27 protein-coding genes are annotated in these 25,999 nt (G+C 66.7%); 16 read left to right on the top strand and 11 right to left on the bottom strand.

From position 1 onward, the window contains the following. Nucleotides 1-442 precede the first annotated feature (442 nt). Nucleotides 443-1,294 carry a serine protein kinase RIO gene (locus BUC15_RS04275; RefSeq protein WP_073186312.1) on the top strand — a complete coding sequence of 284 codons (852 nt, stop codon included), beginning with the start codon at nucleotides 443-445 and terminating at the stop codon, nucleotides 1,292-1,294. 510 nt (nucleotides 1,295-1,804) lie between these two features. Continuing rightward, nucleotides 1,805-2,014 (top strand): nucleotidyltransferase domain-containing protein, encoded by a 210-nt coding sequence (locus tag BUC15_RS18990; protein WP_084189353.1) that lies wholly within the window; start codon nucleotides 1,805-1,807, stop codon nucleotides 2,012-2,014. On the opposite strand, the gene BUC15_RS04265 is transcribed toward BUC15_RS18990, so the two are convergent. Both BUC15_RS04265 and BUC15_RS04260 read right to left on the bottom strand, forming a co-directional pair. After that, the gene (locus BUC15_RS04265; RefSeq protein ID WP_073186311.1) at nucleotides 1,995-2,507 is read right to left on the bottom strand and encodes a hypothetical protein; all 513 of its coding nucleotides are present in this window, start codon (nucleotides 2,505-2,507) and stop codon (nucleotides 1,995-1,997) included. The genes BUC15_RS18990 and BUC15_RS04265 overlap by 20 nt on opposite strands. Before the next feature lie 189 nt (nucleotides 2,508-2,696). Beyond that, on the bottom strand, nucleotides 2,697-4,208 hold the full coding sequence (locus BUC15_RS04260; protein ID WP_073186310.1) for a hypothetical protein: 1,512 nt from the start codon (nucleotides 4,206-4,208) through the stop codon (nucleotides 2,697-2,699). Nucleotides 4,209-4,845: 637 nt separating this feature from the next. Between BUC15_RS04260 and BUC15_RS04250 the strand changes: the two genes are divergently transcribed. Continuing rightward, the gene (locus BUC15_RS04250; protein ID WP_073186308.1) at nucleotides 4,846-5,685 is read left to right on the top strand and encodes a ScyD/ScyE family protein; all 840 of its coding nucleotides are present in this window, start codon (nucleotides 4,846-4,848) and stop codon (nucleotides 5,683-5,685) included. 79 nt (nucleotides 5,686-5,764) lie between these two features. Here the strand turns inward: BUC15_RS04250 and BUC15_RS04245 are convergent, their stop codons facing one another. After that, a complete protein-coding gene (locus BUC15_RS04245) occupies nucleotides 5,765-6,640 on the bottom strand; it encodes a CHAD domain-containing protein (RefSeq protein ID WP_073186307.1) in 876 nt (291 codons plus the stop codon). A gap of 196 nt (nucleotides 6,641-6,836) precedes the next feature. Between BUC15_RS04245 and BUC15_RS04240 the strand changes: the two genes are divergently transcribed. Then, nucleotides 6,837-7,400 carry a YagU family protein gene (locus BUC15_RS04240; RefSeq protein WP_073186306.1) on the top strand — a complete coding sequence of 188 codons (564 nt, stop codon included), beginning with the start codon at nucleotides 6,837-6,839 and terminating at the stop codon, nucleotides 7,398-7,400. A gap of 39 nt (nucleotides 7,401-7,439) precedes the next feature. Here BUC15_RS04240 and BUC15_RS04235 read toward each other — a convergent pair whose 3' ends face one another. The 4 genes from BUC15_RS04235 to BUC15_RS04220 all read right to left on the bottom strand — a co-directional run bounded on the left by BUC15_RS04235 (nucleotide 7,440) and on the right by BUC15_RS04220 (nucleotide 10,637). Continuing rightward, complete coding sequence (locus BUC15_RS04235) at nucleotides 7,440-7,823, bottom strand: hypothetical protein (RefSeq protein WP_139280084.1); 384 nt, start codon at nucleotides 7,821-7,823, stop codon at nucleotides 7,440-7,442. Between the two features lie 47 nt (nucleotides 7,824-7,870). Beyond that, nucleotides 7,871-8,623 (bottom strand): sirohydrochlorin chelatase, encoded by a 753-nt coding sequence (locus BUC15_RS04230; RefSeq protein ID WP_073186304.1) that lies wholly within the window; start codon nucleotides 8,621-8,623, stop codon nucleotides 7,871-7,873. A gap of 83 nt (nucleotides 8,624-8,706) precedes the next feature. After that, nucleotides 8,707-9,525 (bottom strand): thermonuclease family protein, encoded by an 819-nt coding sequence (locus tag BUC15_RS04225; protein WP_073186303.1) that lies wholly within the window; start codon nucleotides 9,523-9,525, stop codon nucleotides 8,707-8,709. Further along, a complete protein-coding gene (locus BUC15_RS04220; RefSeq protein WP_073186302.1) occupies nucleotides 9,522-10,637 on the bottom strand; it encodes an AI-2E family transporter in 1,116 nt (371 codons plus the stop codon). Before BUC15_RS04220 ends, BUC15_RS04225 begins: the two co-directional genes overlap by 4 nt. Before the next feature lie 104 nt (nucleotides 10,638-10,741). On the opposite strand from BUC15_RS04220, the gene BUC15_RS04215 reads away from it, so the two are divergent. Genes BUC15_RS04215 through BUC15_RS19810 form a run of 4 tightly spaced genes read left to right on the top strand, consistent with a single transcriptional unit; the run spans nucleotide 10,742 to nucleotide 13,280 of the window. Further along, the gene (locus BUC15_RS04215; RefSeq protein WP_073186301.1) at nucleotides 10,742-11,116 is read left to right on the top strand and encodes a thioredoxin family protein; all 375 of its coding nucleotides are present in this window, start codon (nucleotides 10,742-10,744) and stop codon (nucleotides 11,114-11,116) included. Continuing rightward, nucleotides 11,113-12,786: an FAD-dependent oxidoreductase gene (locus tag BUC15_RS04210; protein WP_073186300.1), complete on the top strand. Its 1,674-nt coding sequence runs from the start codon at nucleotides 11,113-11,115 to the stop codon at nucleotides 12,784-12,786. Before BUC15_RS04215 ends, BUC15_RS04210 begins: the two co-directional genes overlap by 4 nt. Before the next feature lie 15 nt (nucleotides 12,787-12,801). Then, nucleotides 12,802-13,077 (top strand): metal-sensitive transcriptional regulator, encoded by a 276-nt coding sequence (locus tag BUC15_RS04205; protein WP_073186299.1) that lies wholly within the window; start codon nucleotides 12,802-12,804, stop codon nucleotides 13,075-13,077. Between the two features lie 38 nt (nucleotides 13,078-13,115). Then, entirely contained in the window at nucleotides 13,116-13,280 is a 165-nt protein-coding gene (locus BUC15_RS19810; protein ID WP_175558243.1) for a hypothetical protein, read from the top strand. 10 nt (nucleotides 13,281-13,290) lie between these two features. On the opposite strand, the gene BUC15_RS04200 is transcribed toward BUC15_RS19810, so the two are convergent. After that, nucleotides 13,291-14,289 (bottom strand): YeiH family protein, encoded by a 999-nt coding sequence (locus BUC15_RS04200; RefSeq protein WP_073186298.1) that lies wholly within the window; start codon nucleotides 14,287-14,289, stop codon nucleotides 13,291-13,293. A 72-nt stretch (nucleotides 14,290-14,361) separates the two neighbouring features. Between BUC15_RS04200 and BUC15_RS04195 the strand changes: the two genes are divergently transcribed. After that, entirely contained in the window at nucleotides 14,362-15,246 is an 885-nt protein-coding gene (locus tag BUC15_RS04195; RefSeq protein WP_073186297.1) for a LysR family transcriptional regulator, read from the top strand. 4 nt (nucleotides 15,247-15,250) lie between these two features. Here BUC15_RS04195 and BUC15_RS04190 read toward each other — a convergent pair whose 3' ends face one another. Then, nucleotides 15,251-15,547 carry a hypothetical protein gene (locus tag BUC15_RS04190; protein WP_073186296.1) on the bottom strand — a complete coding sequence of 99 codons (297 nt, stop codon included), beginning with the start codon at nucleotides 15,545-15,547 and terminating at the stop codon, nucleotides 15,251-15,253. Continuing rightward, nucleotides 15,547-16,782 carry an inorganic phosphate transporter gene (locus BUC15_RS04185; protein WP_073186295.1) on the bottom strand — a complete coding sequence of 412 codons (1,236 nt, stop codon included), beginning with the start codon at nucleotides 16,780-16,782 and terminating at the stop codon, nucleotides 15,547-15,549. Before BUC15_RS04185 ends, BUC15_RS04190 begins: the two co-directional genes overlap by 1 nt. Nucleotides 16,783-16,896: 114 nt before the next feature. Between BUC15_RS04185 and BUC15_RS04180 the strand changes: the two genes are divergently transcribed. The 4 genes from BUC15_RS04180 (at nucleotide 16,897) to BUC15_RS04165 (ending at nucleotide 20,770) form a co-directional block, all read left to right on the top strand. After that, entirely contained in the window at nucleotides 16,897-17,589 is a 693-nt protein-coding gene (locus tag BUC15_RS04180) for a M48 family metallopeptidase (protein WP_073186294.1), read from the top strand. Continuing rightward, nucleotides 17,586-18,464 carry a hypothetical protein gene (locus tag BUC15_RS04175; protein ID WP_073186293.1) on the top strand — a complete coding sequence of 293 codons (879 nt, stop codon included), beginning with the start codon at nucleotides 17,586-17,588 and terminating at the stop codon, nucleotides 18,462-18,464. Before BUC15_RS04180 ends, BUC15_RS04175 begins: the two co-directional genes overlap by 4 nt. A 31-nt stretch (nucleotides 18,465-18,495) precedes the next feature. Beyond that, complete coding sequence (locus BUC15_RS04170) at nucleotides 18,496-19,740, top strand: L,D-transpeptidase family protein (protein WP_245787883.1); 1,245 nt, start codon at nucleotides 18,496-18,498, stop codon at nucleotides 19,738-19,740. 97 nt (nucleotides 19,741-19,837) lie between these two features. Then, nucleotides 19,838-20,770: a DMT family protein gene (locus BUC15_RS04165; RefSeq protein WP_073186292.1), complete on the top strand. Its 933-nt coding sequence runs from the start codon at nucleotides 19,838-19,840 to the stop codon at nucleotides 20,768-20,770. 4 nt (nucleotides 20,771-20,774) lie between these two features. Here the strand turns inward: BUC15_RS04165 and BUC15_RS04160 are convergent, their stop codons facing one another. After that, nucleotides 20,775-21,404 carry a hypothetical protein gene (locus BUC15_RS04160; RefSeq protein WP_073186291.1) on the bottom strand — a complete coding sequence of 210 codons (630 nt, stop codon included), beginning with the start codon at nucleotides 21,402-21,404 and terminating at the stop codon, nucleotides 20,775-20,777. A 79-nt stretch (nucleotides 21,405-21,483) separates the two neighbouring features. Between BUC15_RS04160 and BUC15_RS04155 the strand changes: the two genes are divergently transcribed. From BUC15_RS04155 to leuS, 3 genes are all read left to right on the top strand, one after another. Further along, entirely contained in the window at nucleotides 21,484-22,374 is an 891-nt protein-coding gene (locus BUC15_RS04155) for a DUF4192 family protein (protein ID WP_073186290.1), read from the top strand. Between the two features lie 48 nt (nucleotides 22,375-22,422). After that, the gene (locus tag BUC15_RS04150; protein ID WP_073186289.1) at nucleotides 22,423-23,343 is read left to right on the top strand and encodes a carbohydrate kinase family protein; all 921 of its coding nucleotides are present in this window, start codon (nucleotides 22,423-22,425) and stop codon (nucleotides 23,341-23,343) included. A 78-nt stretch (nucleotides 23,344-23,421) separates the two neighbouring features. Further along, nucleotides 23,422-25,896, top strand: coding sequence for a leucine--tRNA ligase (gene leuS / locus BUC15_RS04145; RefSeq protein ID WP_073186288.1), 2,475 nt, complete (start codon nucleotides 23,422-23,424; stop codon nucleotides 25,894-25,896). The last annotated feature ends 103 nt before the right edge of the window (nucleotides 25,897-25,999 follow it).

Below are 25,999 nucleotides of genomic sequence, written 5' to 3'. Positions count from 1 at the left end.
GTCAGGAGTCCTGGGCCCGAAGCCAGATGCCGAGAGGATCACCGCCATCGCGCACGCCACCGTCGCCGACGGCCACGAATCCTTCGCGAGACCCTGAGCACCCTCCCCTGACAAACCGCGAAGGCCCCTCAGCGTCGCCGCGGCTCACCAGAGACACCGTCACGGCGGCCCAATCGTTCCCGGAACACTGGCTCACCCCACAGCGGAACGCCGGCTCTCCACGAGCGCAGTATCCACCCCTCGCAGAATGCTCGCACATCCGCGCTGGACCGCGTTCCACCAATTTGTTAGCCTGAACGGGCGCCAATCGCGCGCGGAGCCTCGTGAAGGGAGGAGTGAGATGTCACCCATTGCTGTGCACGCCTTCTCAGCCCCCACTTCACTTGAGGCTCCCGCCGTCTGATCTTCGCCGTCGGGTGCCTCCTCCTCAGGAGAAACACCCTTGCCCAATCTTCTTTCGTCGTTCAGTTGGAGCGACGCCCCCGACACCTCCTACCGCGACACCCTCGCCGACAACCAAAGCTGGTCCACCTGGGACTCCATCGAGCGGCTCTGCCGCGGCCCCGAGCCCTGGCCTGACTGGCTGGTGACCGCCGCGGCCGCCGTCGACACCGACCTCGGCCTCCTCAAGTCGGGCAAGGAGGCCGACGTCTCCCTTCTCGAACGCGCCGTGCCCGACGACCCGGCGAGCTCCGCCGTCATGGCCGCCAAGCGCTACCGGTCCACCGACCGTCGCCTCTTCCACCGCGATACCGGCTATACGGAGGGCCGCCGCATCCGCAACAGCCGCGACACCCGCGCGGTCGCCCGGAAGTCCTCCTACGGCCGCGCCGTCGAGGCTGGCCTGTGGGCGCGCGCCGAGTGGAACGCACTCGTCACCCTCTACACCGTCGGCGTCCCCGTGCCGTATCCGGTGCAGATCGACGGCACGGAGATCCTCATGGAGTTCATCTCCGACGGCGATGCCGCAGCCCCGCGCCTCCACCAGGCCCGGCCGTCGAAACCGCAGGCCGAGTTGCTGTTCGAGCAGCTACGCGAGGCGATGCAGGCCATGGCCCGCCTCGGGCTCGTCCACGGCGATCTCAGCCCGTACAACACGCTGGTCTCCGGCCTCGACGATGAGCCGCGCCTGGTGATCATCGACGTGCCGCAGATGGTGGACCTGGCGTCCAACCCGAACGCCTTCGACTTCCTCCACCGTGACTGCACCAACATGGTCGCGTGGTTCAGTCATGCGGGGTTGGCAGTCGACGCCGAGGACCTCCTCGCGGCGTTGTTGTCGCACGCCTGGTGAACCCAGGGTGGCGAGCAGTTGGAGCGCCGCCGACGCGGGTTGGGTGGGGGCGTGAGCACTATTACGGGTTCGTTTGGGGTTTGAACGTGAAAAGAGGCGATTCGGGCGATCGAGCTCGGGATAGTGCTCAACGGCACACCCGGCCGACGCCAGCGGCCACCGTCGCGACCCGGCCCGATGGCGTCAATGTCATCGCGCTGGGCCACCTCCACGCCGGTGGTTGGCCAGTCGCGTGAGGCTGGCACCGGTCGTCTCGAGGGTCGGCAGGGTGAGGCTCCGGTCAACCCACGACGCGGGGCCGATGTGCAGGGGCGACTGCTGGCCGGTGCGGGGCCGAAGCGGGTGGGTGCTGCCGACGTCAGGCATGCTCCACCCAGTTGGCGAGTAGCGCGATGCCGTAGGTTCTGGGGAATGTAACCCCGCCGTCGAGATTCCTGGAGACCGATCCCTGCCCCGGGCTTCCGCCACCCTCACGCCTCCGAGGAGGCGCGGGAGATCGCGGAGGCGGGCATGATCCTGCGGGTTCAGGTGGGCTCGGGGGTGCACGGCACCGCGCTCAGCGGTCAGGACGACCGCGACGAGATGGGCATCTGCCTGGAGCCCGCCCGATTCGTCACCGGCCTGGCCCGCGTGCCAAGCGGTGTCGACGGCGGTGTTGAGAAGTCCCCACGCCTGGCCGCCTGGCACCGCTCAGCTGGGGTCACTTCACGAGAGCTTTGAGCAGAACTAACGCCAGGCCGAACAGTGAAGTGGTGAGCGCACCGAGCACCCGCGGCCAGGTCTGCTTCGTCCAGGATGCCACGCTGAGCCAGCCCAGAACGCCCAACACAGCCACCGCCATCCAGAGCGTTCCCCAGATCGCGTTCCTGTCCGTGATCACCCCCAGCGCGCCGAGCGTCAGGACCAGCAGGGGGATGATGCCGGCCAGCAGCAGCCCCCAGGAGTGGCCGATAGACAGCCGGACGGCCCTGACCAGCCGCACGCGCGCCGGAGTGTCACCTTCGTACTCGTCGTCCAGATGCGCGACGGTTCCTGCGTAAACGTGCGCCGCCCAGAACACCAGCAGCGTGGCCAGGACCTTGATCAGCAGGTCCCACGAGGCCGGGGTCATGCTGGCGAGGATCTCGACCAACCCGGCCACGAGCACCACCCCATGGATGGCAGGCTCGCTCAGAATGAGCTTCCACGCCGATGCTGCGTTTGGTTTCGCCATCGCCCACCCGATTCCCGCGCTCTACCGGGCCCGGCTCGGCCCGCTCGCGGAGATTCTCCCAGATTGTCGATGGCGTGGATATATCCGCCACGGGTAGCTTCCCGGCGCGGAGGCCACCGGTTCGGCCACACCGCGACGGCGCCGGTCGACTGACCGGCTCCCGCCGACGGCATCGCTCCAACTGCGCGATCAGAGGGCTGATCCGCCGTCGAGTGGTAGGTCGAGCCGGACGAACGTCAGCCCGGCCTCACCGTTGGACCAGCACAGCAGGTTGTCCTTGTACAGGTACAGCTTCCGGCGGGGGGAGTCCTTGAGGGAGACGGTCGCGTCGGGGTTGAAGATCACCGGGCTCTTGTAGTTGCCGCCCCACAGTCCCCAGTCAGCGTAACTGGAGACGCCTTCTCCCAGGTAGCGGGCGGCTGGGCTGGTCTGCTTACGCAGGTAGAGATTCTCACCGTCCACGTACCAGTCGCACCCGTGGGCGTCCTTCTCATCGCTGACGACGATCGTGTAGTTGTTGGTGCCGACGCCGAGCCAACCGAGGAACTTGTCGTCGATCGTGCTGTAGCACCGGACGTGGGTGTAGGCGCTTGATGGCGCCGACTTTATGGCCGCATACGTGCTCCAGCCCCACCAGTCATCGGTCCAGGAATAGTCGTTGCGGTCCGTGACGTCGTTTCGACGCAGCGCCGTGTCGCCCGGGCTCGGGGCGCGGAACAGGGGCGAGGCGTTCTCCTTCGTGGAGACATCGGCCACGCGCTTGAGGTCGGGAATGTACCTCAGTGCCGTGTTGGCGTGCGCGCCACCGACGTGGGCGTTCCAGACATCATTGACCGACGCCTGGGCGGCTCTGACGACCATGGCGCGATTGTCTGCCGATACCCCGTCGAGGAGTCGCTTGTCGCCGTAGGCGACCCAGAAATCGCCCTCCTCGTTGTGTACCTTAAGGCCGTTGTGACAGTCCTCGTCGTGCATGCAACGGACCAGGAGGCTACCGAGCGTTCCGCTGAAGCCGGGGATCGGTGTGGCGACCTGTTCGTACATCTCCTTCCGTGGCGCCCTCATATGCCCAGACGAGAACAGGTCGGTGAGGAAGTGGTCCGCGAATGCGTTGAGGGCGTATGCCTCTTGCAGTCGGATGGTTGATTCCGCTGGCGACAAGCCCGCGGTCGCTGCGGCATGAGCCATCGCCACGCCATGTCCGGCACAGTACGCGGTGACGGCGTACTGGGTGAAGTGGTCCCAATTCTCGGCCGCCAGTTCGAGATAGCGTCCCATCACCACGGGGAGGTCGCCGGCATTCTCGCCGCCCGTGACCACATTCCAGCGCAACGAAAGCGAATCCCCGATGACGCCATATGCAGACGAAGGAGCGCGGCCGTCAGCAAGCGCGCTCTCCACGGCTTTGATCTCTTCTGCCATGATGGTCAGGATCTGCAGGGTTTCTCCCCAGTCGTAGCCGAGGCTGTTGAAGGCGGATTGGAAGGCGCGTTCAGGGTTGGCTGCCGTGCTGATCGGCCCGCCTACCACGCCGTAGAAATCACCCCCGAGTGCAATCAGTTGGCCGTAGGTGAGACGCGAGTCGCGTGTCAACGAGGGTAGCGGCAGCGCGAGTGGGAGCCCACGTGCCTGGTCGGTGTTGTCGGGGGAGAATCGGAGGAAGAGTTGGTCTCCGATCCAGGCATGCTCGGCGCTTTCCATGGGGTGCTCCTTGGGGGGGGGAGGAGGAGGAGGATCGAGTTCCCGTGCGGGTAAGGGTGACCTTAGCTCTCCCTTCTGCCCAGCAGGGAGAGACTTTTGTCCTGACTCTCAGGCATGCCGCTGGTCACCCTGACGGCCCCGATCCGCGACCCATCGGGCCGTACTACCCGGGCCTAGCCGAAGCGCGACCGGGGACCGAAGGCGGCGCGTCTCCGCCGCTAAAGCGGAGCTGATGCTGAGATTTTCCAAGGGTATTGACCTCTGCCCAACACGGGACGGAGACTGACCCCAGTAGACCGACGCACCGAGTTCCACATCGGCACAGGGCCGGGGGAGACGTTTTCGTGGCTTGGGGGGGTGCGCCTCGATTCATCGGAGGCACAATGCGCAGAATCGGTTACGGGATAGCGGCCCTTGCCGCGGTCTCCATGCTCGTCGCCTCGCCAGCCATGGCACACCCCAAGGACCCTAAGCCGACCAACCCCACCATCACGGTCGTCTCATCCGCGGTCGCGGCCCCATTCAATCTGGAAGTCAATTCGAAAGCCGTCCTGGTGGCGGACGGCTTCCAGAACCTGGTCGGCAGCGTCGGATCGGACGGCGTCATCAAGACACTTGCCGCCGACCAGCCTGGGGCATGGGTATCGCGACGTCCCGCAACGGGAAACTCATGGCCTTCGCGACCACCGAGACGGACATGGGAACCTTCAACAACACCGCGAGCGGACTCAATATCTGGGGACACGGGAAGAAGATCTACGCCGACACCCTGGCCTACGAGACCAAGCACAACCCGGACAAGGTGTTCACCTACGGCGTCAAGAACCCGAGCCAATGCGTATCTGACGCCCTCGAAGCGGCAGGCGTCCCCGCCTCCTACACGGGGGCGATCGATTCTCACGCCTACTCGGTGGTGGCATATGGCGACGGCTGGCTCGTCGCGGACGCCGGGGCCAACGTCCTGTGGCGGGTCGATGCCCGCGGACGGGTCAAGGTCGCCGCGCTCCTTCCTCCGCAACCACACAAGATCACCGCAGACCAGGCCGCCGCTCTCGGGCTGCCCGACTGCTTGGTGGGCGTCACCTACGCCTTCGAGTCGGTCCCGACCGACGTCGAGGTGGGGAAGAATGGAACGGTCTACGTATCCACCCTTCCGGGCGGGCCGGAGACCCCCGAGCTTGGAGCCCGCGGCTCGGTGTACAAGGTCAACGTCAACAGCGGCAAGGCGACCAGAGTTGCCACCGGGTTCCTCGGCGCGACCAACCTGGCGCTTGCCTCCAACGGGGACATCTACGTGGCCGAGTTCTTCGCCGGCCGGATCGCCCTGTTGAGGGACGGGAAGATCTCGACGTTCGTCGAACTGCCAGGAGCCTTGTCCGTCGAGGTCAACGGCAGCACCCTCTGGGCCGGCACCATGGGGCCATTCGGCTCGGATGAGCCCGGGACGATAGTCAAGATCACCAAGGGCCGCAAGTGAGCCACTGACGGTGACCGCGGAGGCGGGGTGGGCCGTGGCCCACCCCGCCTCCATATCGTCAACCCGCCGCCCGGAATAATCAGTGCCCGCCGTGCAGGGCCTTCCGCAACCGGGTCCGACCCTTGGTGAGTTCGCGGTCGCGTCGCTTCATCAGTTGCTCATGGAGCAACTGATAGGTGTCAGTGGGCTCACCGGCGAGCACGGCCTGCGCCTCGACCTCCGCCAGGACCTCAGCCAGGACGACCGTGTCCTGCACCCTTCCCAACGCGCGGGTCACCCGTCTCCACCTTCGCTCGACCTTCGCTGGCTGGATGCCGAACGACACGAGGGCGTCATGAACGTAGTAGGCCTCCTTGGCAGCTTTGCGGACCACGTGCCACAGCTCCCATTCCCCTGGTTGTTCCAGCGCCCGTGACAAGCGCAGCGCAACCTTCTCATCGATGTCGGCCGCCAACCGGTTCAGAGTGCCGGTTCCTGCTTCACACCGGTTGGTTGGGAGCCTCAGCAATTCAGTGAAGCCCATCTGGATCCCCGGCCAACGACGCGAGAGCATCGCCTGGCGGAGCCGGGTCATCGCCTCGGCATGGCGATGGGTCAGGGCCGAATCCAACCGCTCCAGCACCGGACCGACCACCTCCCCGGACGGCAACCCACGCACGAGGGAACCCAGATCCGCTATCGCGACCTCCGCATCCCGCGGTACCCCGAGCACTACGCCGGCCCACTTGAGCTCGACGATCAGGGCAGCGGAGACCTCGTCGTCGAGCACAGGACCGAAGGCCTTGAGGAGGCTGCGTATCCGGCGCACCTCCACGCGTGCCTGATGCACCGCGTCGGGAGAGTCGTTGAAGGCAGGGGCTTCGAGGTCGCGCAGGTTCCAGAGTCGTTCCGCCAGCATCAGAAGGAGCGCTGCGCAGGGCTCGGACTGGGCGAGAGGACGGTGCCTGTCTGCCACGGGACCACCTCGCTTCCGGTTGCGTCAATTCTACCGGGGCAGACGCCGCCCATAGCCGGCTGGCTAGGCCGCCCTCGGCATCCCGCATCTAAAAAGTTGCGGCGCCGTTGCCGCGAAACGGCTCCCGCCTGTGTCACCATGGCGGCACGCTCAACGACCGCCCGTCCACCGGGCCAGCCGAAGGGATCAACCTGACATGTCCAAGTTGCTGCAAGCCACAGACCCGACCCGCCGACGATACGGCATCGCCCTCCTCGTCGGCCTGCTCGCCGGCGCCTTCTCCGCGATCGTGAAGTTCGGCTGGGAGGTCCCCTTCCCACCTCGAACGCCTGAACGTAACGCGGTCAACCCGCCGCAGACCCTCCTTGAGCAGATCGGTCTGCCGGAATCCATCTCGCGGGCCACCATCCACTTCAACGGGTGGGACCTTCCCATCTCGTCGTTCATCGTCCACTTCGGGTTTGCCATCTTCTTCGGCGTCCTCTACTGCCTCGTCGCGGAGCGGTACCCGATCATCAAGCTCTGGCAGGGTGCCGTCTTCGGGCTGTTCCTGTGGATCTTCTTCCACGTTCTGCTGATGCCGCTCATGGGTACCGTGCCCGCGCCGTGGGATCAGCCGTGGCAGGAGCACTTCTCAGAGGCGTTCGGGCACGTCATCTGGCTGTGGAGCATCGAGATCGTCCGGCGCGACCTGCGCAACAGGATCACGCACGAACCAGATGCGGAGGTCGCGCTGACCACCGCGGATGCACGCCGCTGAAGCCAGCAGGATGCTGGCCTGCTGGTAGAGGGCGGCGGCTCAGTCGGCCTGGTCCCCGCCGAGAATCTCGCATCCGACGCAGTGCTGACCACCCCAGGTCAGCACCGCATGCATAGCGCCCCCCTCCACCAGCAACTCCGTCATGAGGACGGCGGCTCCGCGGTGCATCGCGATCACCGCTGGCAGCAGGCCAGCCTTGCCCTCCGGCCGCACCAGGAAGGCGGAGCCGTCGGCGAAGCGCAGACGCGCCGCCCCGTCGGAGTTGTAGCGTTCGACCCCGCGCAGGGGAGTACCGCGGTCGCGCACCCGCGTGAGAGCAGGGATGAGTCGCTGGGCCATCGCAGCGCGAAACTCCGCGGCGGTCGCCTCCAGCGACTCGCGAAACATGTCGTCGAACGGGTCGTTACGACCTTTGGCCCGCATGACCCCAGTATCGTCCATGGACGCAGCCGGGAGCCAAGGGCAGGTTGTCAGGCCGCCACTGTCGGCCCGGCAGTACCCAGGTGATCGGCGTCGTCAATCGGGTTGCCTGACCGGCCGCCGAGAGCGGCCGCCCCGAACAGGTAGCGCTGTACCGCCACCTGAACCAGCCCGGGATGGGCACCGAGCGGCCCGGCGACGATGTCACCTCCGGCCTGGGCCAACCTGTTCTGGAAGAACCCGGGCCCGATCAGGTATGACGCCACCGCAACGGGACCGTCACCGCGGGCGGCGGAAACCGCCTGGGTAACGCTCGGCTCGGCCGCCGCGAGAAAGCCGACAGAAACCGGCCCGTTCCACAGGTCCTGCACCCTGGAGGCGACCCCACGGCCGACTTCAGCGGCCTCAGCGCGGGACGACCCGGCCAGTCCGACCACCACCGGAGTTCCATCGGCCACCCCTGCCTCCCGGAGGCGGTCAACGAGCGCGGACTCAAGCAGAGGATGTGGGCCGAGCGGTCCGGTCGAGATCACGCGACCGCGATGCCCAGCGACGGCCTCGGCCACGTCGACTTCGGTGTGGTACCCGAGGGTCAGAAGCACGGGGACCACGACGGCTTGGCCGCTCGCGGCGACCACCGCATCGACGACCTCACCGAGGGCGGGTCGTTGGACGTCAACGTAGGCCACCTCGACGCGGACGCCGGGCAGCCGCACGGCCAGGTTCGAAGCAATTTCGAGCACCACGGCCCGGCCAGCGGGATCGTCGGTGCCATGTGCGCAGAGCACGAGGGTCGGGTTCATTGGTCACCTCGGGGTTGGGGTTCTCCAACTGTCAACCTGATCGAAGGCGTCGGATATTCCCTTCCACAGGCGATGACGGTGGCCTATTCGCAGGCCAGGCCGTCGCCGTCGCCGTCTCCACGGTTCCCGGTGCCGTAGGCGAACCAGTTGTAGATCTCGACCTGGGTGGGGTCGTCGACCGAGAACGGTCCGGTGGGGTCGCCTACGGTGTTCTTCTTCAGCTTCGTGCATGACGAGTACTTCATCCACCACGGGTCCGACGTCTCCGGGGCGATGGCCTGTGAGGGGGCCGCGGCGTCTGCGGGGGCCGTCGGGGTGTCGGTGGGCGCCTGGCAGTCCAGGGTCACGACAGAGCGGTCGGGGCCGGGCGTCGCGAGCTGTGCCGCGTGGTAGGCCGCCTCCCGAGGGTGCGCCGGGCGACCGTCGGTCGAGTCGTACCTGGCCAGAGCGTTGCCGGCCTCGAGTTGCAGGAGGCCCAGGTCGACTCCGTCGGCGGTGGTGACGTAGCGGATCAGGCGACCGTAGTCGTCGCGGTCGTTCTGCCCGTCCGTGAGCTCGAGGGTCACCTCGTCGCCCGGCGAGAGGATGCGTCCGATCGCGATGGACGCGTCGTCGTGGCCGCATTCTCCGAGTTCGGGGGTGTCGACGCCCATCAGCCGGACGGTGCCGGCGCTCGTCTCGATCGTGTCGCCGTCCACCACGGACTGGAAGGTCGCCGTCCTGATCGCTGACGGCGTCGGCGAGGCGGTGGCGGTCGGTTGCGTCGGGACGATGGACGGTGCCGGGCTGGCTGGGGCGGAGGTCGCGACGACGGAGGGTGCTGCTTGCGACCCCGCGGAGGAAGCCGGGGCACAGCCCCCGAGCCCAAGCACAACGGCGACGAACGGGACGAACCGCCTCACTGCTCCACCGGCGCCTCGAGCTTCGCGTCCTGTTTCGGGATCCACACCTCGTTGAGGATCATCAGCAACGAGGCGGTCACGGGCACCGCGACCAGCGCGCCCAACAGTCCAAGCAGGGTGCCGCCCACCATCGCGCCGATCAGCACCAGGATGCCGGGCACCGACACGGCCTTCGACATCACGCGGGGGCACATGACATAGGCCTCCACCTGCATGTAGGCGAAGTAGACGCCGACGAACACGAAACCCACCCAGCCGATGGAGAGCAGCGAAACGAGCGAGGCGATGATCCAGAACACCACAGAGCCGATCATCGGGATCATCGTCACGAACAGCGCAAGGACGGCGAGCAGTGGGGCGAAGGGCACGCCCAGGATGCTCAGCAGGATGAACGTTAACACCGCATTGCACGCGGCCAGGATCGCCATCCCGGACACGTAGCCGCCGACCGAGTCGGCGATCTGGTCGGTGATCCGGCGGAGCCGCGCACGGGAGTGGGCGGGGGCGAGGCTGACGAAACCGCGCTTCATCGACTCGAGGGCCGCGATGAAGTAGAGAGTCAGCACGATGACGATCAGGGTGGTCGAAACTCCGTTGACCACCCCTGTCCCAACGGCGAGCGCGCCCCCGCCGAGGGCGAAGATGTTGTTCGGGTTGGCCAACCAGGACCGGAGGTTGCCAAGCACGCTGGAATAGAGGTCGCCCTGCCCGGTGGCTGACACGAGATTCTTGAACCAGTCGGCGTCCTGCATCGAGGTGAGATATCCAGGCACGGCCCCTGCGAACTCCACGATCTGGGTCACGGCGACCGGAACCACGATGGAGACCAGGGCGGCCATCACGACGGCGAATGCGGCAAACACCACCGCCATCGCCAGCCCGCGCGACATCCGGTGCCGCTCCAGCCACCTGACGAGCGGTTCAAGCGCGAGCGCGACGAACAACGCCACTCCGAGCGAGACGAGCACGCCAGACAGCGACACCAAGGCGCCGCCGAGGGCGATCGCGGTGAGCCCGCCTGCCACGGCCAGGAAGCCGAGCACGAACGGGCGGTCGATCACGGCGGCGATTCGCGATCGCCGTGGTGGGGGGGTGGTCGATTCGGTGCCCATGAGCCGAATCGTAGGGCCAGTGCCGACGCCACGGCGATTCAACACTCGGTGTCCGGTGATCGGCGCGATTTGCTTGGATACCCCGGGGGGTATAAACTCGGATCATGGCAACCTGCGAGATCACAAAGGACACGCTCCAGGAGACCGTGTCCAACAACGACATCGTCCTACTCGACTTCTGGGCCAAGTGGTGCCCACCGTGCAGGGCGTTCGGCCCCATCTTCGAGAAGTCATCCACGAGACACCCGGACATCGTCTTCGGCAAGATCGACACCGAGGCGCAACGAGAGCTCGCGGCCGCCTTTCAGATCTCGTCGATCCCGACGCTGATGGCCTTCCGTGGGGGGATCATCGTCTTCTCCCAGCCGGGAGCGCTGCGCGGGCCCGACCTCGAGGAACTGATCGAGGCGGTGCGCGAACTCGACATGTCAGAGGTGCACGCCGATCTCGCCGCTCAGGAAGCCGAGGTGGCGCTGTGAGGATCGTCGTCGTCGGGGGAGTCGCCGGAGGCATGAGCTGCGCGGCGCGTGCCCGCAGGCTCGACGAGTCGGCCGAGATCATCGTCATGGAACGCGGCGAGCACGTCTCGTTCGCAAACTGCGGGCTTCCGTACCATGTCGGTGGCGAGATCGTCGAGGCCGAAAGCCTCTTGGTCCAGACCCCGGCGTCATTGAAGGCCGCCCTGAACCTCGATGTCCGCACCGGTCACGACGTCATTGGTGTCGACACGGGAAAGCGCAGCGTCACGGTCCGAACGGCCGACGGCTCACAGCAAGTCTCCTACGACGCGCTGGTGCTGTCGCCAGGCGCAAAGGCCGTGCGCCCACCGATCGACGGGCTCGACTCGCCACGGGTTTCCACGCTGCGCACCGTCGACGACGCCGTCGCGCTCAAGAGCAGCGTCGACGACGGCGCCACGCGCGCCGTGGTGCTCGGTGCCGGCTTCATCGGGCTTGAGGCGGCGGAGGCCCTCGCGTTGCGGGGGCTCGAGGTCACCGTCGTCGAGCTCGCCCCGCATGTCCTTCCCCCGCTGGAGTCGGAGATGGCCCAGCTGATCACCGATGAACTGCGTCGCCTCGGCATCACGGTGCGCGACGGCGTTGCGGCCACCGCGATCGAACACGGGGACAGCGAGGATGTCGTCGTCCTCGGGGATGGCACCCGCATCCCCGCAGACCGCATCGTCTTGTCGGTTGGGGTGCGCCCCGACACGGAGGCGTTCGAGGCGGCAGGCATCGCCTGCGAACGGGGCGCGATCGTCGTCGACGGCCACGGTCGCACCTCGGTGCCAGGAGTGTGGGCGGTCGGCGACGCGGTCGTCTCGACAGATGCCGTCACCGGCATCCGGCGGCCCGTCCCGCTGGCGGGTCCGGCGAACCGGGCAGGCCGACAGGTGGCCGACGACATCATCAGGCGCGGCTCCGCCCGCCCGATCCCTGCCCCGGTCGGCACCGCGATCGTCCGCGTCGGCGACCTCACCGCGGCGCTCACCGGAGCAAACCGGGCGGCCCTTGACGCCGCGGGCATCTCGTACCGGACGCTGCACCTGCACCCCAACCAACACGCCGGCTACTTCCCAGGCGCCAGCCAGGTCCACCTGGTCATGCACATCCGTGCCCATGACGGGCTGATCCTCGGCGCCCAGGCCGTCGGGCTCGACGGCGTAGACAAACGCATCGACGTCCTTGCCACCGCCATCCGGGCGGGCCTGGTCGCGCCCGACCTGATCGACCTCGACCTCGCCTACGCGCCGCCCTTCGGGTCGGCAAAGGACGCCGTCAACATGGCGGGAATGGTCGCCTCCAACGTGCTCGACGGCACCCTGAAGATCTGGGACGCCACCGAACTGGAGTCGGCCACGCGGGGTGCTTTGCTGCTGGATGTCCGCAGCCATGCCGAGTTCGCCACCGGTCGCCTGCCCGGCGCGTTCAACGTCCCACACACCGAACTGCGCGAACGGCTCGACGAAGTGCGCGGCGCGGCCGCAGGAAGACCGGTCCGGGTGCTGTGCCAATCCGGGGTCCGCTCCGCCATCGCACACCGGGTGCTGACCCAGTCGGGCTTCGACTCCGCGTCCCTGTCCGGTGGAATGCTGACCATGCGCGCCGTCCTCGGTGACCGCGCCGCCGACAACCTGATCACCGACTGACCTTAAGGAGCCACCATGGCCACCCCGGACGAAGACGCCCAGCGTCGCATCATCAACCGGCTGAAGCGGGCCCGCGGCCAGCTCAACGCGCTGATCGACTCCGTCGAGAACGGCGGCAAGTGCCGTGACGTCGTCACGCAGTTGGCTGCCGTGTCATCGGCGCTCGACAAGGCGGGCTTCGCCATCATCGCCACCGCCATGAAGGACTGCGTCGTCGACCCCGACGGCGAGTCCCGCGACAACGACCTGACCACCGCCGAGCTTGAGAAGCTCTTCCTCACCCTCGCCTGAACCCACCACCAACACCAACACCAACAGGAGAAATCACCATGTGTCGAGCAGTTACCTGCAAGAAGTGCGGCAAGACCACCTGGGCCGGCTGCGGCCAGCACATCGCCGACGTCAAGCGCACCGTCCCCGCGAGCCAGTGGTGCGGAGGCCACCAGGGCGAGCCGAGCTCGGGAGGGATCTTCTCCAAGCTGTTCGGGAGGTAGGGGCGCTCAGCTACGTGGCGAGCAGGGTGCCGCCCAGCGCCACGAGTGAGACCACCAGCGTAGAGGCGGCGCCGAGGATCAGAGGCGCTGGGCCCAGTCGTCGGAACGTGGCCAATCGGGCACCGGTGCCGAGCGCGAACATGGCCGCCGACAGCAGCACCGTCTGCACCGTCGATGCGACCGGGACCACCGCGTCCGGCACCCACCCGGTCGAGCGCAGCGCCACCATCGCGAGGAAACCCGCCACGAAGAGCGGCACCACGGGTGGACGGCGCCCGGTTGCCACGTGGCGGCGTCTGGCGCCTATGCTGACCGCCGCCATCACCGGTGCGAGCAGCAGCACTCGCGCCAGCTTGACAACCACCGCGCAATGGAGGGCAACGGTCCCGAGGGAGCCACCGACGGCCACAACCTGGGCGACCTCATGGATCGAGGCCCCGGCCCAGAGCCCCGTGAGCTCAGGCGGCAACCCGATGAGCGTCGCGGCCAGCGGAAGCAGCAGCATCGCGGTGGTGCCGTAGGCGACCACCAGCCCGATGGCGGTGACCACCTCGTCTTCCTCGGCGTCGATCACCCCGTCGACGGCCGCCACCGCGGCGGCGCCGCAGATCGAGAACCCGCAGGCGATCAGGAGCCGTTGGGTGGGGGAGACCCCCAGGAGCCGGCCGAGGCCCAGGGTCGTCAGGATGCCGATGACGACGACCGCGACCACCACCGCGATCAGCCGTGGACCCAGTGCCCAGATCTCGCCTACGGTCAGTTGCAGCCCCAGCACCACGATGCCCACGCGCAGGAGTCGCTTCGAGGCGAAAGCCAGCCCGACGTCGAGCGCTACGGGAAGACGCAACAGGTTGCCGCAGGCGACCCCAAGAACGATGGCAACCAGCAAGGCGCTGACGCCCATCGAACCGACCGCCATCGAAATGGCCACCGCGACGCCGGTCACGAACAGCCCCGGGAGCAGGGAGGATCGGGTCGACGGCGTGGGTTTCAGGGCAGTGCTGGTCACGTTTCCCAACCCAACCGGATCCCCCTGCTTGTCGGTAGCCCGGAATTCCCCATCGGGGCATATGATCCTGATATGGATAGGGCATGGCCGGACCTCGAGACGCTCGAGCTGCTGGTCGCCGTCGCCGACCACGGCGGGATCGGCGCGGGTGCTAGAGCAGTGGGCATGGCGCAACCCAATGCCAGCCGCGCAATCTCGGTAATCGAGGCCAAGCTGGGCATTCCACTGCTGATCAGGCATCCGAGGGGCGCGCGGCTCACCACGCAGGCCAAACCCATCGTCGCCCGGGCGAGGCAGGTCATCGACGCCGTCGAGCAGCTCGTGGCGGAAGCGGCCACCATCAACAGCGATCTGCGCACCCAGCTTGAGGTCGCCGCCTCCCTGACGATCGCAGAACACCTGCTGCCTGCCTGGTTGGCGACGGCTCGCAGGCTGCACACGGGGTTCGAGGTGCGCGTGCGCGTCTGCAACAGCGAGGAGGTCTTCGACGAGGTCGCCAGCGGCCGCTCGAGCCTGGGATTCGTGGAGACCCCACAGATCCGCAGGGGGTTGCAGTCCCGACCCGTGGCGGTGGACAGGCTGGTGACCGTGGTAGCCCCGACACATCCCTGGGCAGGCGCCGGGGCGATCAGCCCAGGGACCTTGGCTTCGACCCCCCTGATCGTCCGGGAATCCGGATCTGGCACGCGCGTGACCCTCGATGAGGCGTTGAAACCCTTGGATCCTATCTGCCCCGCCGTCGAGCTCGGAAGCAACGCGGCGGTCGTGGCCGCTGCGAAGATGGGAGACGAGCCGGCGGTGCTGAGCGAGTTCGCCGTCGCGTCCGCCGTTCTGCACGGCGAACTGGTCGTCGTGCCGGTGACAGGGCTGAACCTCGACCGTCAGCTTCGCGCGGTGTGGCGCGGCAGGCGCCCTTCCCCGCCTGCGGCGGTGCTACTGAGGGTCGCGTTGGATTAGTCGGCTACTTGGCAACCACGCGGGGGGTGATCCCGTCGAATACGACGTCCAATCCGAACCCGCTTGCCACGATGGTGCCGATTCCGAGCAGGATCGCCAGGACGACGATTCCGAAGCAAGAGTAGGCCACCACCTTCGCAAACGGGTGCGGCACATGATCGGTGGCATCGGCATCGGCTCCCACCCCGTAAGACAGCGCGCGGATGCCGAGCGCGAAGATCGTAGGTAGCCCGGCGCCCAGGATGAGGCCCACCAGCAGCACCTGCCAGGCGCCCTGTAGCGCCAGCCAGAGGTTGTTCATCACTTCGCCCCTCCGCCGGACAGGGCAGGCTCAGGGAGCTTCCGGTCGGTGACTTCCTCAACCCACTCGTCATTGACGTTGTTGTGGTCGACCGGCTGCTTACGGGAATGGAGATACATGGCGCCGGAGAGGACCACGAGGATCACGAAGATCACGATCGGGCCGATCAGTCCGCCGATCGTGTGGGCGAGCCACCATGTCAGCGCCCCTGCGGCGGCCGCTGCCGGGAGGGTGATGCCCCACGCGAGGAGCATCCGACCCGCCACACCCCAGTTGACCTTGGCACCCCGCTTGCCGACGCCGGTACCGAGGATCGACCCCGTCGCGACATGCGTGGTCGACAGGGCAAAACCCAGGTGGCTGGACGTCAGGATCACCGCAGCGGAGGAGGCTTCGGCCGCCATGCCCTGGGGGGACTCGATCTCGACCAGCCCTTTACCGAGGGTCCTGATGATCCGCCAGCCGCCGATGTAGGTACCCAACGCGATGGCGCTGGCACAGCAGATCTTGACCCAGAGCGGCACCTGATGAAGGTGGGTCCAGGAACCGGTTGCGATGAGCGCGAGCGTGATGACACCCATGGTCTTCTGGGCGTCGTTTGTGCCGTGGGCCAGTGAGACCAGCGACGCCGATCCGATCTGGCCCCACCGGAACCCCGAATCGCGGTACTTCGCGGCCACGTTTGCCGTGATCTTGTAGATCAGCCAGGTGCCCACCGACGCCACCGCGATCGCGATCATCGGAGACATGAGGGCCGGGAGGATGACCTTTCCGACGACCCCGTCGAGCTTGGTGCCGTCACCGACCCACTTCACTCCTGCCGGGCCGAGACCAGCCATCGTGGCACCGATCAGGCCCCCGAAAAGGGCGTGTGAGGAACTGGACGGCAGGCCGAGCAGCCAGGTCAGCAGGTTCCACAAGATGGCTCCCACCAGGCCTGAAAGGATGATGAGCAGGAGCGCCTGCCCTCCGTCGGCGATCAGCTCGGGGCGCGGTGCCCCACTCGAATCCTGGATGTTGACCACCGCGTTCGTGACGGTGAGAGCGACCTCCACGGAGAGGAACGCGCCGACGAGGTTGAGGATGGCCGACAACCCTACGGCGGTCTTGGGCTTGAGAGCGCCGGTGGCGATGGAGGTCGCCATCGCGTTTCCGGTGTCATGGAAGCCATTGGTGAAATCGAAAGCGAGAGCGGTGATGACAACGAGACAGAGCACGACCAGTTCTGGGGGCACGTATCTAGTTTGCTCTGTGCCGATCGATTTTTCATCATCGGGGTCGCCTTTGGCGCCGAAAATCTCTCTGACCAGGGATGCAGCACTCATTCCTGGGCAGCTAGCATCTGAGGTGTGCCCCGTCGTCTCCCGAGCCACCAGATCACCCACGCCGGGCACCCGGTGGAGGTGACCTACAAGGACGTACGTCACCTGCGGCTGCGGGTACTGCCCCCGAACGGTCGCCTTGCGGCCTCGGTCCCGTTCGGAGTAAGCGAGGCCTCGCTTCGGGCCTTCATCGACAATCAAGGGCCCTGGATCGCTAAGGCCCAGCAACGTGTCCGGATGGCACAGCCCGTCGTCGAGCCCCTTGAAGACGGGGGCAGGGCACGGCTCTGGGGCCAGTGGCGGGAAGTCCGGATCATCCCCGGCAACCGAAACCAGAGCCGCCTCGTAGGAGACACCATCATGCTCACCGGCGCCGATCAAGCGGCACGCCTGCGCGCCATCGGCACGCTGCACAGATCGGAGATGAATGCGGTGCTTCCCGGGCTGCTGGAGAGCTGGGAACCGCGGATCGGCAAGGAATCTGGAGCGGTGAAGCTGCGCAGGATGACATCGCGTTGGGGCTCGTGCAACACGGTCAGCCGGGCCATCACCCTCAACACCGCGCTGGCCGAGCACCCCCCGACTGCGCTTGAGTACGTTCTCGTCCATGAGTTGGTGCATCTGTGGGAGCGTGGCCACGGGGCCGCCTTCGTGGCGAGGATGGACCATCACCTACCCGACTGGCGGGCTCGCCGTGCCGCGCTCAGGGGTCGACCATGAGTCGCCTCGCCAGGCAGGAGTGGACCGCGCTGGCGCACTCTCACCGCGAGCGGGTCGAGGCTGAACTGGCCGATGTCTCGTACCGCCGCGTCCGCGGCCTCAGGCACCCAGTCGACGATTTCCTGTTCCACTACTACAACCTCCGCCCGAGCCACCTTGCCCAATGGCACCCCGGCGTCGGCGTCGTGTTGGTCGATGCGCCGGAGTTCGTTGCCCTGCCGTTCTACCTGCCGGGTCCTGACGCCGTGTTCGACGCCCCCGGGTTTGTGGCCAAACGCCGCGGCACGATTGGGACGGCCCGACGGCTGTTGGCCGCAAGTGCCGCTGCGGCACCCCGGTTCGACTGTTTCGGCATGCACGAGTGGGCGATGGTCTATCGGCTGGGGCCGGGGGAGACGCGCCATCCCTACCTCAAGCTGCGTTTCGAGCCAGAAGAACTCGCGCAGATCGTCGACGACACCGGCTGCCGCTGCTCACACTTCGATGCGTTCCGCTTCTTCACCGCACCCGCGAAGCCCCTGAACCTGTTGGAGCCCACCCGCCAGCGGCAGGCCGAACTCGATCAACCGGGGTGTCTCCACGTCAACATGGATCTCTACAAGTGGGCAGGCAAGCTCTCGCCCGCGGTACCTACGGAACTCCTCTTCGACACGTTCCTGCTCGCCCGCCAGATCCGAGAGGTGGACATGGCTGCCAGCGCCTACGACCTGACCGATTGGGGGATCGCACCGATCAGGGTTGAGACGCCGACCGGGCGCGCCGAGTACGCTGCCCTGCAACGTGACTTCCACCGACGCGCCGCGCCGCTACGCTCCCGGCTTCTCGGGTGGGTGGACAAACTGTTGGCCGCGGCAGGCAACCCCGCCATGGGCTGAGGCGTATTCCGGTTGAGGAGAGGAGAACCCGATGATGCGACACCCCGTATGCCCCGAGCGCCAGTCGCGCACCGTATCCTGGCACCGGCTACCATCCCGCTTCACCTATGCGAGGCCACTCTTGATCATCAGGCCGAACCTGCGCAGGTCGCTCATCTCGCTGCTCGCCGTCGTCATCCTCGGCTGCACCGCCTGCGTTCCGGACTCGATCGGCGTCGTGCCCTCCGGTGGGCAATCGACGGCCGGACCCTCCCTCACACCATCCGCACCCCGTTCCGAATCGCCCGTGCCTGATGCGGACGAACCGGGAGGAGACCAGGAGATCCCGCAGGACCCGGCCGTGCCCGTGGTCTCCGAGGTCCCTGAACCCGAACCGACCACCACACCCCTGATGAGTCAGGGCGATGACGGTGACCGGGTGCGGGACCTCCAGCACAGGTTGCTCCAGATCCAATGGTTCGAAGGCAAGATCACCGGCCACTTCGGCGACGAGACGCGCCTAGCGGTGGAGGGTTTTCAGGCGAAGCGGGACCTCCCGTCGACAGGGGAGGTCGATCAGGCAACCTGGGACAGGCTCGTGGCCATGACGAGGCAGCCGACAAACGACGAGATGCACAACGTGCTGGTGGCGGGGCCCGCCCTGCTTGAAGCGGGATCCACCGGTGCAGAGGTCAAGAATCTCCAGGCACGGCTGAAGCAACTTGACTGGTACTCACCCAAGATCGACGGGAAGTACGGCGACAAGACGGTTGAAGCTGTCCGGGGGTTCCAGGCCAAGCGGGAGATTCCGGTAACAGGAGAGGTCGATCAGCGCACCCTCGACAGGTTGGTAGCGATGACCAGGAAACCAACCACCGACGAGCTCAACAACGTGGTTCCGACGGCCGGCTCCTCGACCATGACACTTGACGACCGCTGTCTCCAGGGCCGGGTCATCTGCATCTCAAAGTCGCAACGCAAACTCGCCCTCGTCGAGGATGGCACGATCCGACTGACCATGTCCGTACGGTTCGGCTCCGAGCTGACGCCGACCCGCAACGGCGTCTTCTCCGTGTATTGGAAGTCGCGCAACCACGTGTCCAAGCTCTACGGCAGCAAGATGCCATACGCGCTGTTCTTCAGCGGGGGGCAGGCGGTCCACTACTCGTCCGACTTCGCGGCCCGCGGCTACAACGGTTCCTCCCACGGCTGCGTCAACGTGCGGGACAAGGAGAAGGTCGCCACCCTGTTCGATGCGGTCAGCGAGGGAGACAAGGTGGTCGTGTACCGGGGTTGACCCCACCCTGGACCGGCACTGAACACGACCGCAGTTGCATGGGTTCGGCTCGGCCTCTGCGTTAGGCTCCTCTCGACAACTCGTGAAGGGACCCCAAGTGACGTTCGAAATCGCGCTGGCCATCTGTATGCAGGTCGTCGGCTCGTTCCTGTTTGCGAGTGGTGCGATCCTGCAGAGCCTGGGGGTGAAGTCGACCTTCGACCCGAACGGGGTCGCCTCATCGAACACCCTGACGATCGCTGGTCTGCTCAGACTTTTCCGGATCCCAAAATGGCTCCTCGGCCTGCTCTTGGTCTTTCTCGGGGCAGCGATCCACCTCACGGCGTTGTCGTTCGCGCCGGTCTCCGTCGTCCAGCCTGTCGGTATCCTGGCGGTGCCCTGGTCGGTCCTGTTGGCGGCCCGGATCCACAAACACCACGTCACGGGCAGGATGTGGTCGGCGGTCGCCATCACCGTCGCCGGTGTGGTCGGCTTCACCGTCTTCTCCTCACTTTTCGCGAAGGGTGACCGTGAGGTCACCTTCCAACCGGTGCTCATCTCGTTTCTCGTGGTGTGCCTGATCGGTGCGATCCTGTCGTTCTTCGCGACCAGGGCAGCCCCGTGGGCAAAAGCCACGCTGTGGTCGGCCGTCGGAGCCACCTTCTACGGACTCGCCTCCGGCCTGATGAAGCATGCGATGGATCTAGTGCAGAAGCATGAGCATCAACTCACCAGCGGAACGTTCATCGCCTCAGTGATCATGATGCTGGCCTGCTACGGGTTGGGCGTCTGGATGATCCAGCAGGGATATGCGTCGGGACCAGCCGAGATCACCGTCGGCACCATGACCACCGTCGACCCGTTCGTCGCGGTTCTGTTCGGCCTCATCGTGCTCGGTGAGGGCGGCGACATGGGCCTGCTGCCGAGCCTCGGGATGGCGGTCACCGGAGCCGTCGCGGTGTGGGGAGTCGTCCTACTCTCCAAGGACCATCCCGACGCGGTCGAGGAACGGGAGCAGGCTGCCGCGGCAACGCAGGCGCCGCAGGACTGAGTCGTCAGCTGCCCTTCACGGGCAGCGCGTTGAGCGCCGTTCTACCCGACGGCGTCGCCAGCACGATCGTCGAATCCGCGTTTGGCATGTGGAATACCACGTCAGCCTCGTAGGGTTGCCCGGCCCGCACGGTGAAACCGTACGGGTCCGCTGGACTGTAGTCAGCCCGGCTCTCGTTGGAGAAGGCGAAGATGCTGAACCCGTATTCGCCTTCCGTCACTTCGACCTTGATCCTCGCGGTGAGGGTGTCGCCACTCCACTGATAGCTGACGATCTCGAATGAGCCGTTTCCGTTGCCCTCGAAGGGGATCCAGTTGCCGGTCCGCTCCGGGCTGGGTGCCACCGTGGCACTAGCCACGGGGCTCGGGCTGGCCGACGGTGCGGGGTCCCCGCCACCGAGGAACTGAAGCGCAATGACGACGACGCCGACCAGAGCGACGACCAGCAGGACTATCAGCGTCGACTTCGGTCGCTTCGGCGGCAACAGCTCGTCGTTTGCGGGTGGCTGTTGCGGTCGCTGCCCGAAAGGGGTGCGCGGGTCCCGGCCCTGCGCATCCCGAAACTCGGTCGGGCGCCAGTTCGGGTCCTGGGATGCCCACGGCGAGTTGTTCTGCGGCCACTGCGAGTTGCTCATGATTCCGCCAAGCCTACAAGTTGTACACAGCTTCGCCCGAGCGTGCAGTTTCCGGGCTCCACCGTCGGATAGATAGGGCATGCAGACACCACTTATCCGCGGCAACAGCCGCGCAGACCTTCTCGCTCTCCCAGCCATCATGCTGGGGTTCCACCCGCAACAGTCTTGTGTGGTCTTGGCCCTTGAGGGGCCAACCGTCCGATTCTGTATGCGTGTCGACCTCGACTGGTTCGCCGCCGACTTCGACGGGATCGCAGACCAACTCCTCAACGCCGCCGACCAGGCAGGCGCCGACGGTTTTGTGCTGATCGGCTTCGGCGATCCGGATGTGGCCAGCATCACGGTCGCCGAACTGGTAGAGGTGCTCGGGCCGGAGCAGGTGATCGAGGCGCTCGTGGCCGACGGCGGCCGCTATTGGAGCATGCTCTCGCCAGACGAAGCCGTCGGCTACCGGTTCGACACGTCCACGGTCGCCGCCCAGGCCGTCTACCACGGGGTCAATGTGTGCCAGGATCGCGATTCGGCAGTTGCCCCGGTGACTCTCTCCTCACCACCGGCGGGCCACGTGATCCAAGCGGCGGAGAGGCACGTGGCGCAACTGGACGCCGATGCCGGCATGGATCTGCTTGAATCGCTGGCCGAAGCGGACAAGATCCGCCCCCAGGACGCGCTTCTGCTGGCCGTGCTACTCGACGACGAGGCCCGCTTCGGTGAGCTCCTCAATCGTCTCAGGACCTGGACGGCCGAACGGTACTGGGCGCGTCTGGTCGAGGCCAGGGCAGTTTGCCCCGCCCGTTTCGAGGCGAACGTGCTGGCCCTCCTGGCCGTCGCCTCGTGGCTGAGTGGCAGGGGAGCGGCGCAGACCTCATGTCTGGAGCAGCTGTCGGTGCGTGCGCCCTCCCATCCTGTGCTCTCCATGCTGAGCCGCCTGCATCGCGATGGAGTTCCTCCCCGGCTCTGGGACGAATGATCGGGGCCCGACCAACACGGCCGGGCCGCCGTGTCATATGGTTTGCGCATGCGCTTTGTGGTTTGTGGTGAGGCCCTGATCGATCTCATGCCTGAGCAGGCGATCTCCCCGGAGGAGAGCCGCTGGATCGCCCGCTCGGGTGGCGGACCAATGAACTCCGCCGTCGCGTTGGCCAAACTGGGTGAGGACACCCACTACCTCGGTCGGCTCAGCACGGATGCGTTCGGGCGGCAACTCACCAGCCACCTCGAGGCGGCGGGCGTCGCCCTTGACCTCGCCGTGACCACCGACGATGCCACCTCGTTGGCGGTGGTCTCGCTCGACGACGAGGGCAAGGCGAATTACCATTTCCATTTCGACAACACCTCGAACTTCAACTGGCGGCGTGGGGAGTTTCCTGAGTTGGAGTCAGACGACTGGCTGCATTTCGGTTCCCTCGCCGCGATCATCGGCCCCGGTGCCAGAAACGTGCTGGACTTCGTATCCCGCACAGAGGCGGTAGCCAGCTACGACATCAACGTGCGGCCGTCCACGCTGCCGGACAGGGTCGCGTACTTCGGGCTGGTCGCCGACCTGATGCGGGCCGTCGGTCGCAACGGAGGGATCGTCAAGGCCAGTGACGAGGACATCGCGTGGCTCGTGGATGACGACGAGAACCCGCTCAGCTACGCCCAGGCCTGGGTTGAGGAGTACGGGCTGTCGATGTTCATCGTCACCCTCGGTCCGGACGGCGTCGCCGCTGTCCGCCCAGGTGGGGTCGTCGTGCAGGTCCCCGGCCACAAGGTAGAGGTGGTCGACACCGTCGGCGCCGGCGACACGTTCATGGCGGGGTTCCTGTCGGCATATGCCTCAGACCCGTCCGATGTGGAGGCCGCGCTCAGCCGGGGCGCGGCGGCCGCCGCGATCGTCGTGACACGCAGGGGTGCCAAACCCCCGACGCGGGCGGAATTGGACGCGTTCCAGGGCTGAGAAGGGCCCGACGGCCCTGAGGGTATAATTTGGCCTTCGTGCGCACCGGCGTGCGGAGACCCGAAAGCGGAAAAGATCATGAGCGTGAGCCAAGAGCCCGGTCAGTACGACAAGGTCCGGGCCCAGGAGAAGTGGCAGGCATTCTGGGAGAAGGATGAGACCTTCAAGCCCCTCGACGACGGGTCCCGGGAACGCCGCTACGTCCTCGACATGTTCCCGTATCCGTCGGGCGACCTGCACATGGGCCACGCCGAGGCCTACGCGATGGGCGACGTCGTGGCCCGCTACTGGCGGCTGAAGGGTTACGACGTCATGCACCCCATCGGCTGGGACTCCTTCGGGCTGCCCGCCGAGAACGCGGCCATCAAAGCCGACACCCACCCGTCCGACTGGACCTACGCCAACATCGAGACCCAGGTGCGCTCCTTCAAGCGTTACGGGCTGAGCCTGGACTGGTCGCGGCGGCTGCACACCTCGGACGAGGGCTACTACCGCTGGACCCAGTGGCTGTTCCTGAGGTTCTTCGAGCGCGGGCTGGCCTACCGCAAGGACTCCTACGTCAACTGGTGCCCGAAGGATCAGACGGTGCTGGCCAATGAGCAGGTCGTGCAGGGCCAGTGCGAACGCTGTGGCTCCGAGGTCACGAAGCGCAAGCTGAACCAGTGGTACTTCAAGATCACCGATTACGCGCAGCAACTGCTGGATGACATGAAACAGTTGGAGGGCGGCTGGCCTGAGCACGTGCTGGCCATGCAGCGCAACTGGATCGGCCGCTCCGAGGGCGCCAACGTCGCGTTCAAGGTCGAAGGTCGAGACGAACCCGTCACGGTGTTCACCACGCGACCAGACACGCTGTTCGGCGCGACCTTCATGGTGGTCGCGCCCGACTCCGACCTGGCTCAGGAGTTGGTCAGCGACGGGCAGCGTGCGGCTTTCGACGCGTACCTGACCGAAGTCAAGAAGTCGACCGAGATCGAACGTCAGTCGACCGAACATGAGAAGACCGGCGTTTCGCTGGGGCGGCACGCGATCAACCCCGTCAACGGTGAGCGGGTGCCGATCTGGGCTGCCGATTATGTCCTGGCCGACTACGGCACGGGCGCCATCATGGCCGTGCCCGCACACGACCAGCGCGACCTGGATTTCGCCCGCACCTACGGCTTGCCGGTGCGCACCGTCCTGGACGTCGACGGCACCGACCCTGCCGAGACGGGGGTCGCCACCGTCGGCGACGGCGCCTACGTCAACTCCGGCCTGTTGAACGGGTTGACCGACAAGGCCTCGGGGGTCGCCCGGATCACGGCTCAGCTGGAGGCCGACGGCGCTGGCACGGGCACCGTGCAGTTCCGGCTGCGGGACTGGTTGTTGTCGCGGCAGCGGTTCTGGGGCTGCCCCATCCCCATCGTGCACTGCCCTGTCGACGGCGAGGTTCCCGTCCCCGATGAGCAGTTGCCGGTGCGCGCCCCCGAGCTGAGGGGCCAGGAACTGGCGCCGAAGGGCACCTCGCCGCTGGCGGCCGCCACCGACTGGGTCGACACCGTCTGCCCGAAGTGCGGCGGCCCCGCGAAGCGTGACACCGACACCATGGACACCTTCGTCGACTCCTCGTGGTATTTCTTCCGATACTGCTCCCCGGGCTATGAGGCCGGGCCGTTCGATCCGGCGGACGTCGCTCGGTGGATGCCCGTCGACCAGTACGTCGGTGGCGTCGAGCACGCGATCCTGCACCTGCTGTACATGCGGTTCTTCTCGAAGGTGCTGCGCGACATGGGCATGGTCGACTTCGACGAGCCGATGCTGCGTCTGATGAACCAGGGCCAGGTGATCAACCAGGGCAAGGCCATGAGCAAGTCGCTTGGCAACGGCGTCGACCTCGGCGAGCAGATCGACGCGTTCGGCGTCGACGCGGTGCGCCTGACGATGATCTTCGCGGGCCCTCCGGAGGACGACATCGACTGGGCCGACCTGTCCCCGGCGTCCAGTCTGAAGTTCCTGCAGCGCGCCTACCGGTTGGCGTCGGAGGTGACGTCCCCCGTGGACGCCGACTTCGCCGGGGGCGACAAGGCGCTGCGGAAGGCGACCCACAAGGCAGTCACGGAGGTGACCACCTTGCTCGACTCCGGTCGCTTCAACGTCGCCGTCGCCCGCACCATGGAACTGGTCAACGCCACCCGCAAGGCGATCGACGGGCAGGTCGGCGCTGCGGACCCGGCCGTTCGGGAGGCCGTGATGTTCGTCGCACAGTCACTCAGCCTGGTGGCCCCGTATGTGGCGGAGGAGATGTGGGAGTCGCTGGGCCTGCCGCCCTCGGTCGCCAACAGCGCCTGGCCGGTCGCCGACGCCGCTTTGACGGTCGATGACACCGCGACGATGGTCGTCCAGATCCAGGGAAAGATCCGCGCCAAGCTGGAGGTGCCGGCAGACATCACTGAGGAAGCTGCGATCGCGATGGCGCGTGCCGATGAGGGCGTGCAGCGCAGCCTGGACGGCCGGGAGGTCGTCAAGGTGATCGCCCGCCTGCCCAAGATGCTGAGCCTGGTTCCCGGGAAGTAGCCGCCCCGGATTCGTCCACCGACCCGCTGCCCGACACAGTCGGGCAGCGGGTTTTTCCACAGGTCGAAATTGATGTGGCACTTTCGCCCCTCCACCGTCGGAT

The sequence above is a fragment of the Tessaracoccus bendigoensis DSM 12906 genome (assembly GCF_900141915.1).
Taxonomy (GTDB): Bacteria; Actinomycetota; Actinomycetes; order Propionibacteriales; family Propionibacteriaceae; genus Arachnia; species Arachnia bendigoensis.
Note: the sequence above shows the minus strand (reverse complement) of the source record. Positions and strands in the feature narration are given on the sequence as shown.

Excerpts from the sequence above, each read along its gene's own strand:
- BUC15_RS04250 (WP_073186308.1), top strand. The coding sequence starts at position 4,846 with ATGGGTATCGCGACGTCCCGCAACGGGAAACTCATGGCCTTCGCGACC.
- BUC15_RS04150 (WP_073186289.1), top strand. The coding sequence starts at position 22,423 with ATGCGCTTTGTGGTTTGTGGTGAGGCCCTGATCGATCTCATGCCTGAG.
- BUC15_RS04175 (WP_073186293.1), top strand. The coding sequence starts at position 17,586 with ATGAGTCGCCTCGCCAGGCAGGAGTGGACCGCGCTGGCGCACTCTCAC.
- BUC15_RS04215 (WP_073186301.1), top strand. The coding sequence starts at position 10,742 with ATGGCAACCTGCGAGATCACAAAGGACACGCTCCAGGAGACCGTGTCC.
- BUC15_RS04230 (WP_073186304.1), bottom strand. The coding sequence starts at position 8,623 with ATGAACCCGACCCTCGTGCTCTGCGCACATGGCACCGACGATCCCGCT.
- BUC15_RS04205 (WP_073186299.1), top strand. The coding sequence starts at position 12,802 with ATGGCCACCCCGGACGAAGACGCCCAGCGTCGCATCATCAACCGGCTG.
- leuS (WP_073186288.1), top strand. The coding sequence starts at position 23,422 with ATGAGCGTGAGCCAAGAGCCCGGTCAGTACGACAAGGTCCGGGCCCAG.
- BUC15_RS04155 (WP_073186290.1), top strand. The coding sequence starts at position 21,484 with ATGCAGACACCACTTATCCGCGGCAACAGCCGCGCAGACCTTCTCGCT.
- BUC15_RS19810 (WP_175558243.1), top strand. The coding sequence starts at position 13,116 with ATGTGTCGAGCAGTTACCTGCAAGAAGTGCGGCAAGACCACCTGGGCC.
- BUC15_RS04265 (WP_073186311.1), bottom strand. The coding sequence starts at position 2,507 with ATGGCGAAACCAAACGCAGCATCGGCGTGGAAGCTCATTCTGAGCGAG.
- BUC15_RS04195 (WP_073186297.1), top strand. The coding sequence starts at position 14,362 with ATGGATAGGGCATGGCCGGACCTCGAGACGCTCGAGCTGCTGGTCGCC.
- BUC15_RS04260 (WP_073186310.1), bottom strand. The coding sequence starts at position 4,208 with ATGGAAAGCGCCGAGCATGCCTGGATCGGAGACCAACTCTTCCTCCGA.
- BUC15_RS04240 (WP_073186306.1), top strand. The coding sequence starts at position 6,837 with ATGTCCAAGTTGCTGCAAGCCACAGACCCGACCCGCCGACGATACGGC.
- BUC15_RS04190 (WP_073186296.1), bottom strand. The coding sequence starts at position 15,547 with ATGAACAACCTCTGGCTGGCGCTACAGGGCGCCTGGCAGGTGCTGCTG.
- BUC15_RS04220 (WP_073186302.1), bottom strand. The coding sequence starts at position 10,637 with ATGGGCACCGAATCGACCACCCCCCCACCACGGCGATCGCGAATCGCC.
- BUC15_RS04160 (WP_073186291.1), bottom strand. The coding sequence starts at position 21,404 with ATGAGCAACTCGCAGTGGCCGCAGAACAACTCGCCGTGGGCATCCCAG.
- BUC15_RS04235 (WP_139280084.1), bottom strand. The coding sequence starts at position 7,823 with ATGCGGGCCAAAGGTCGTAACGACCCGTTCGACGACATGTTTCGCGAG.
- BUC15_RS18990 (WP_084189353.1), top strand. The coding sequence starts at position 1,805 with ATGATCCTGCGGGTTCAGGTGGGCTCGGGGGTGCACGGCACCGCGCTC.
- BUC15_RS04170 (WP_245787883.1), top strand. The coding sequence starts at position 18,496 with ATGATGCGACACCCCGTATGCCCCGAGCGCCAGTCGCGCACCGTATCC.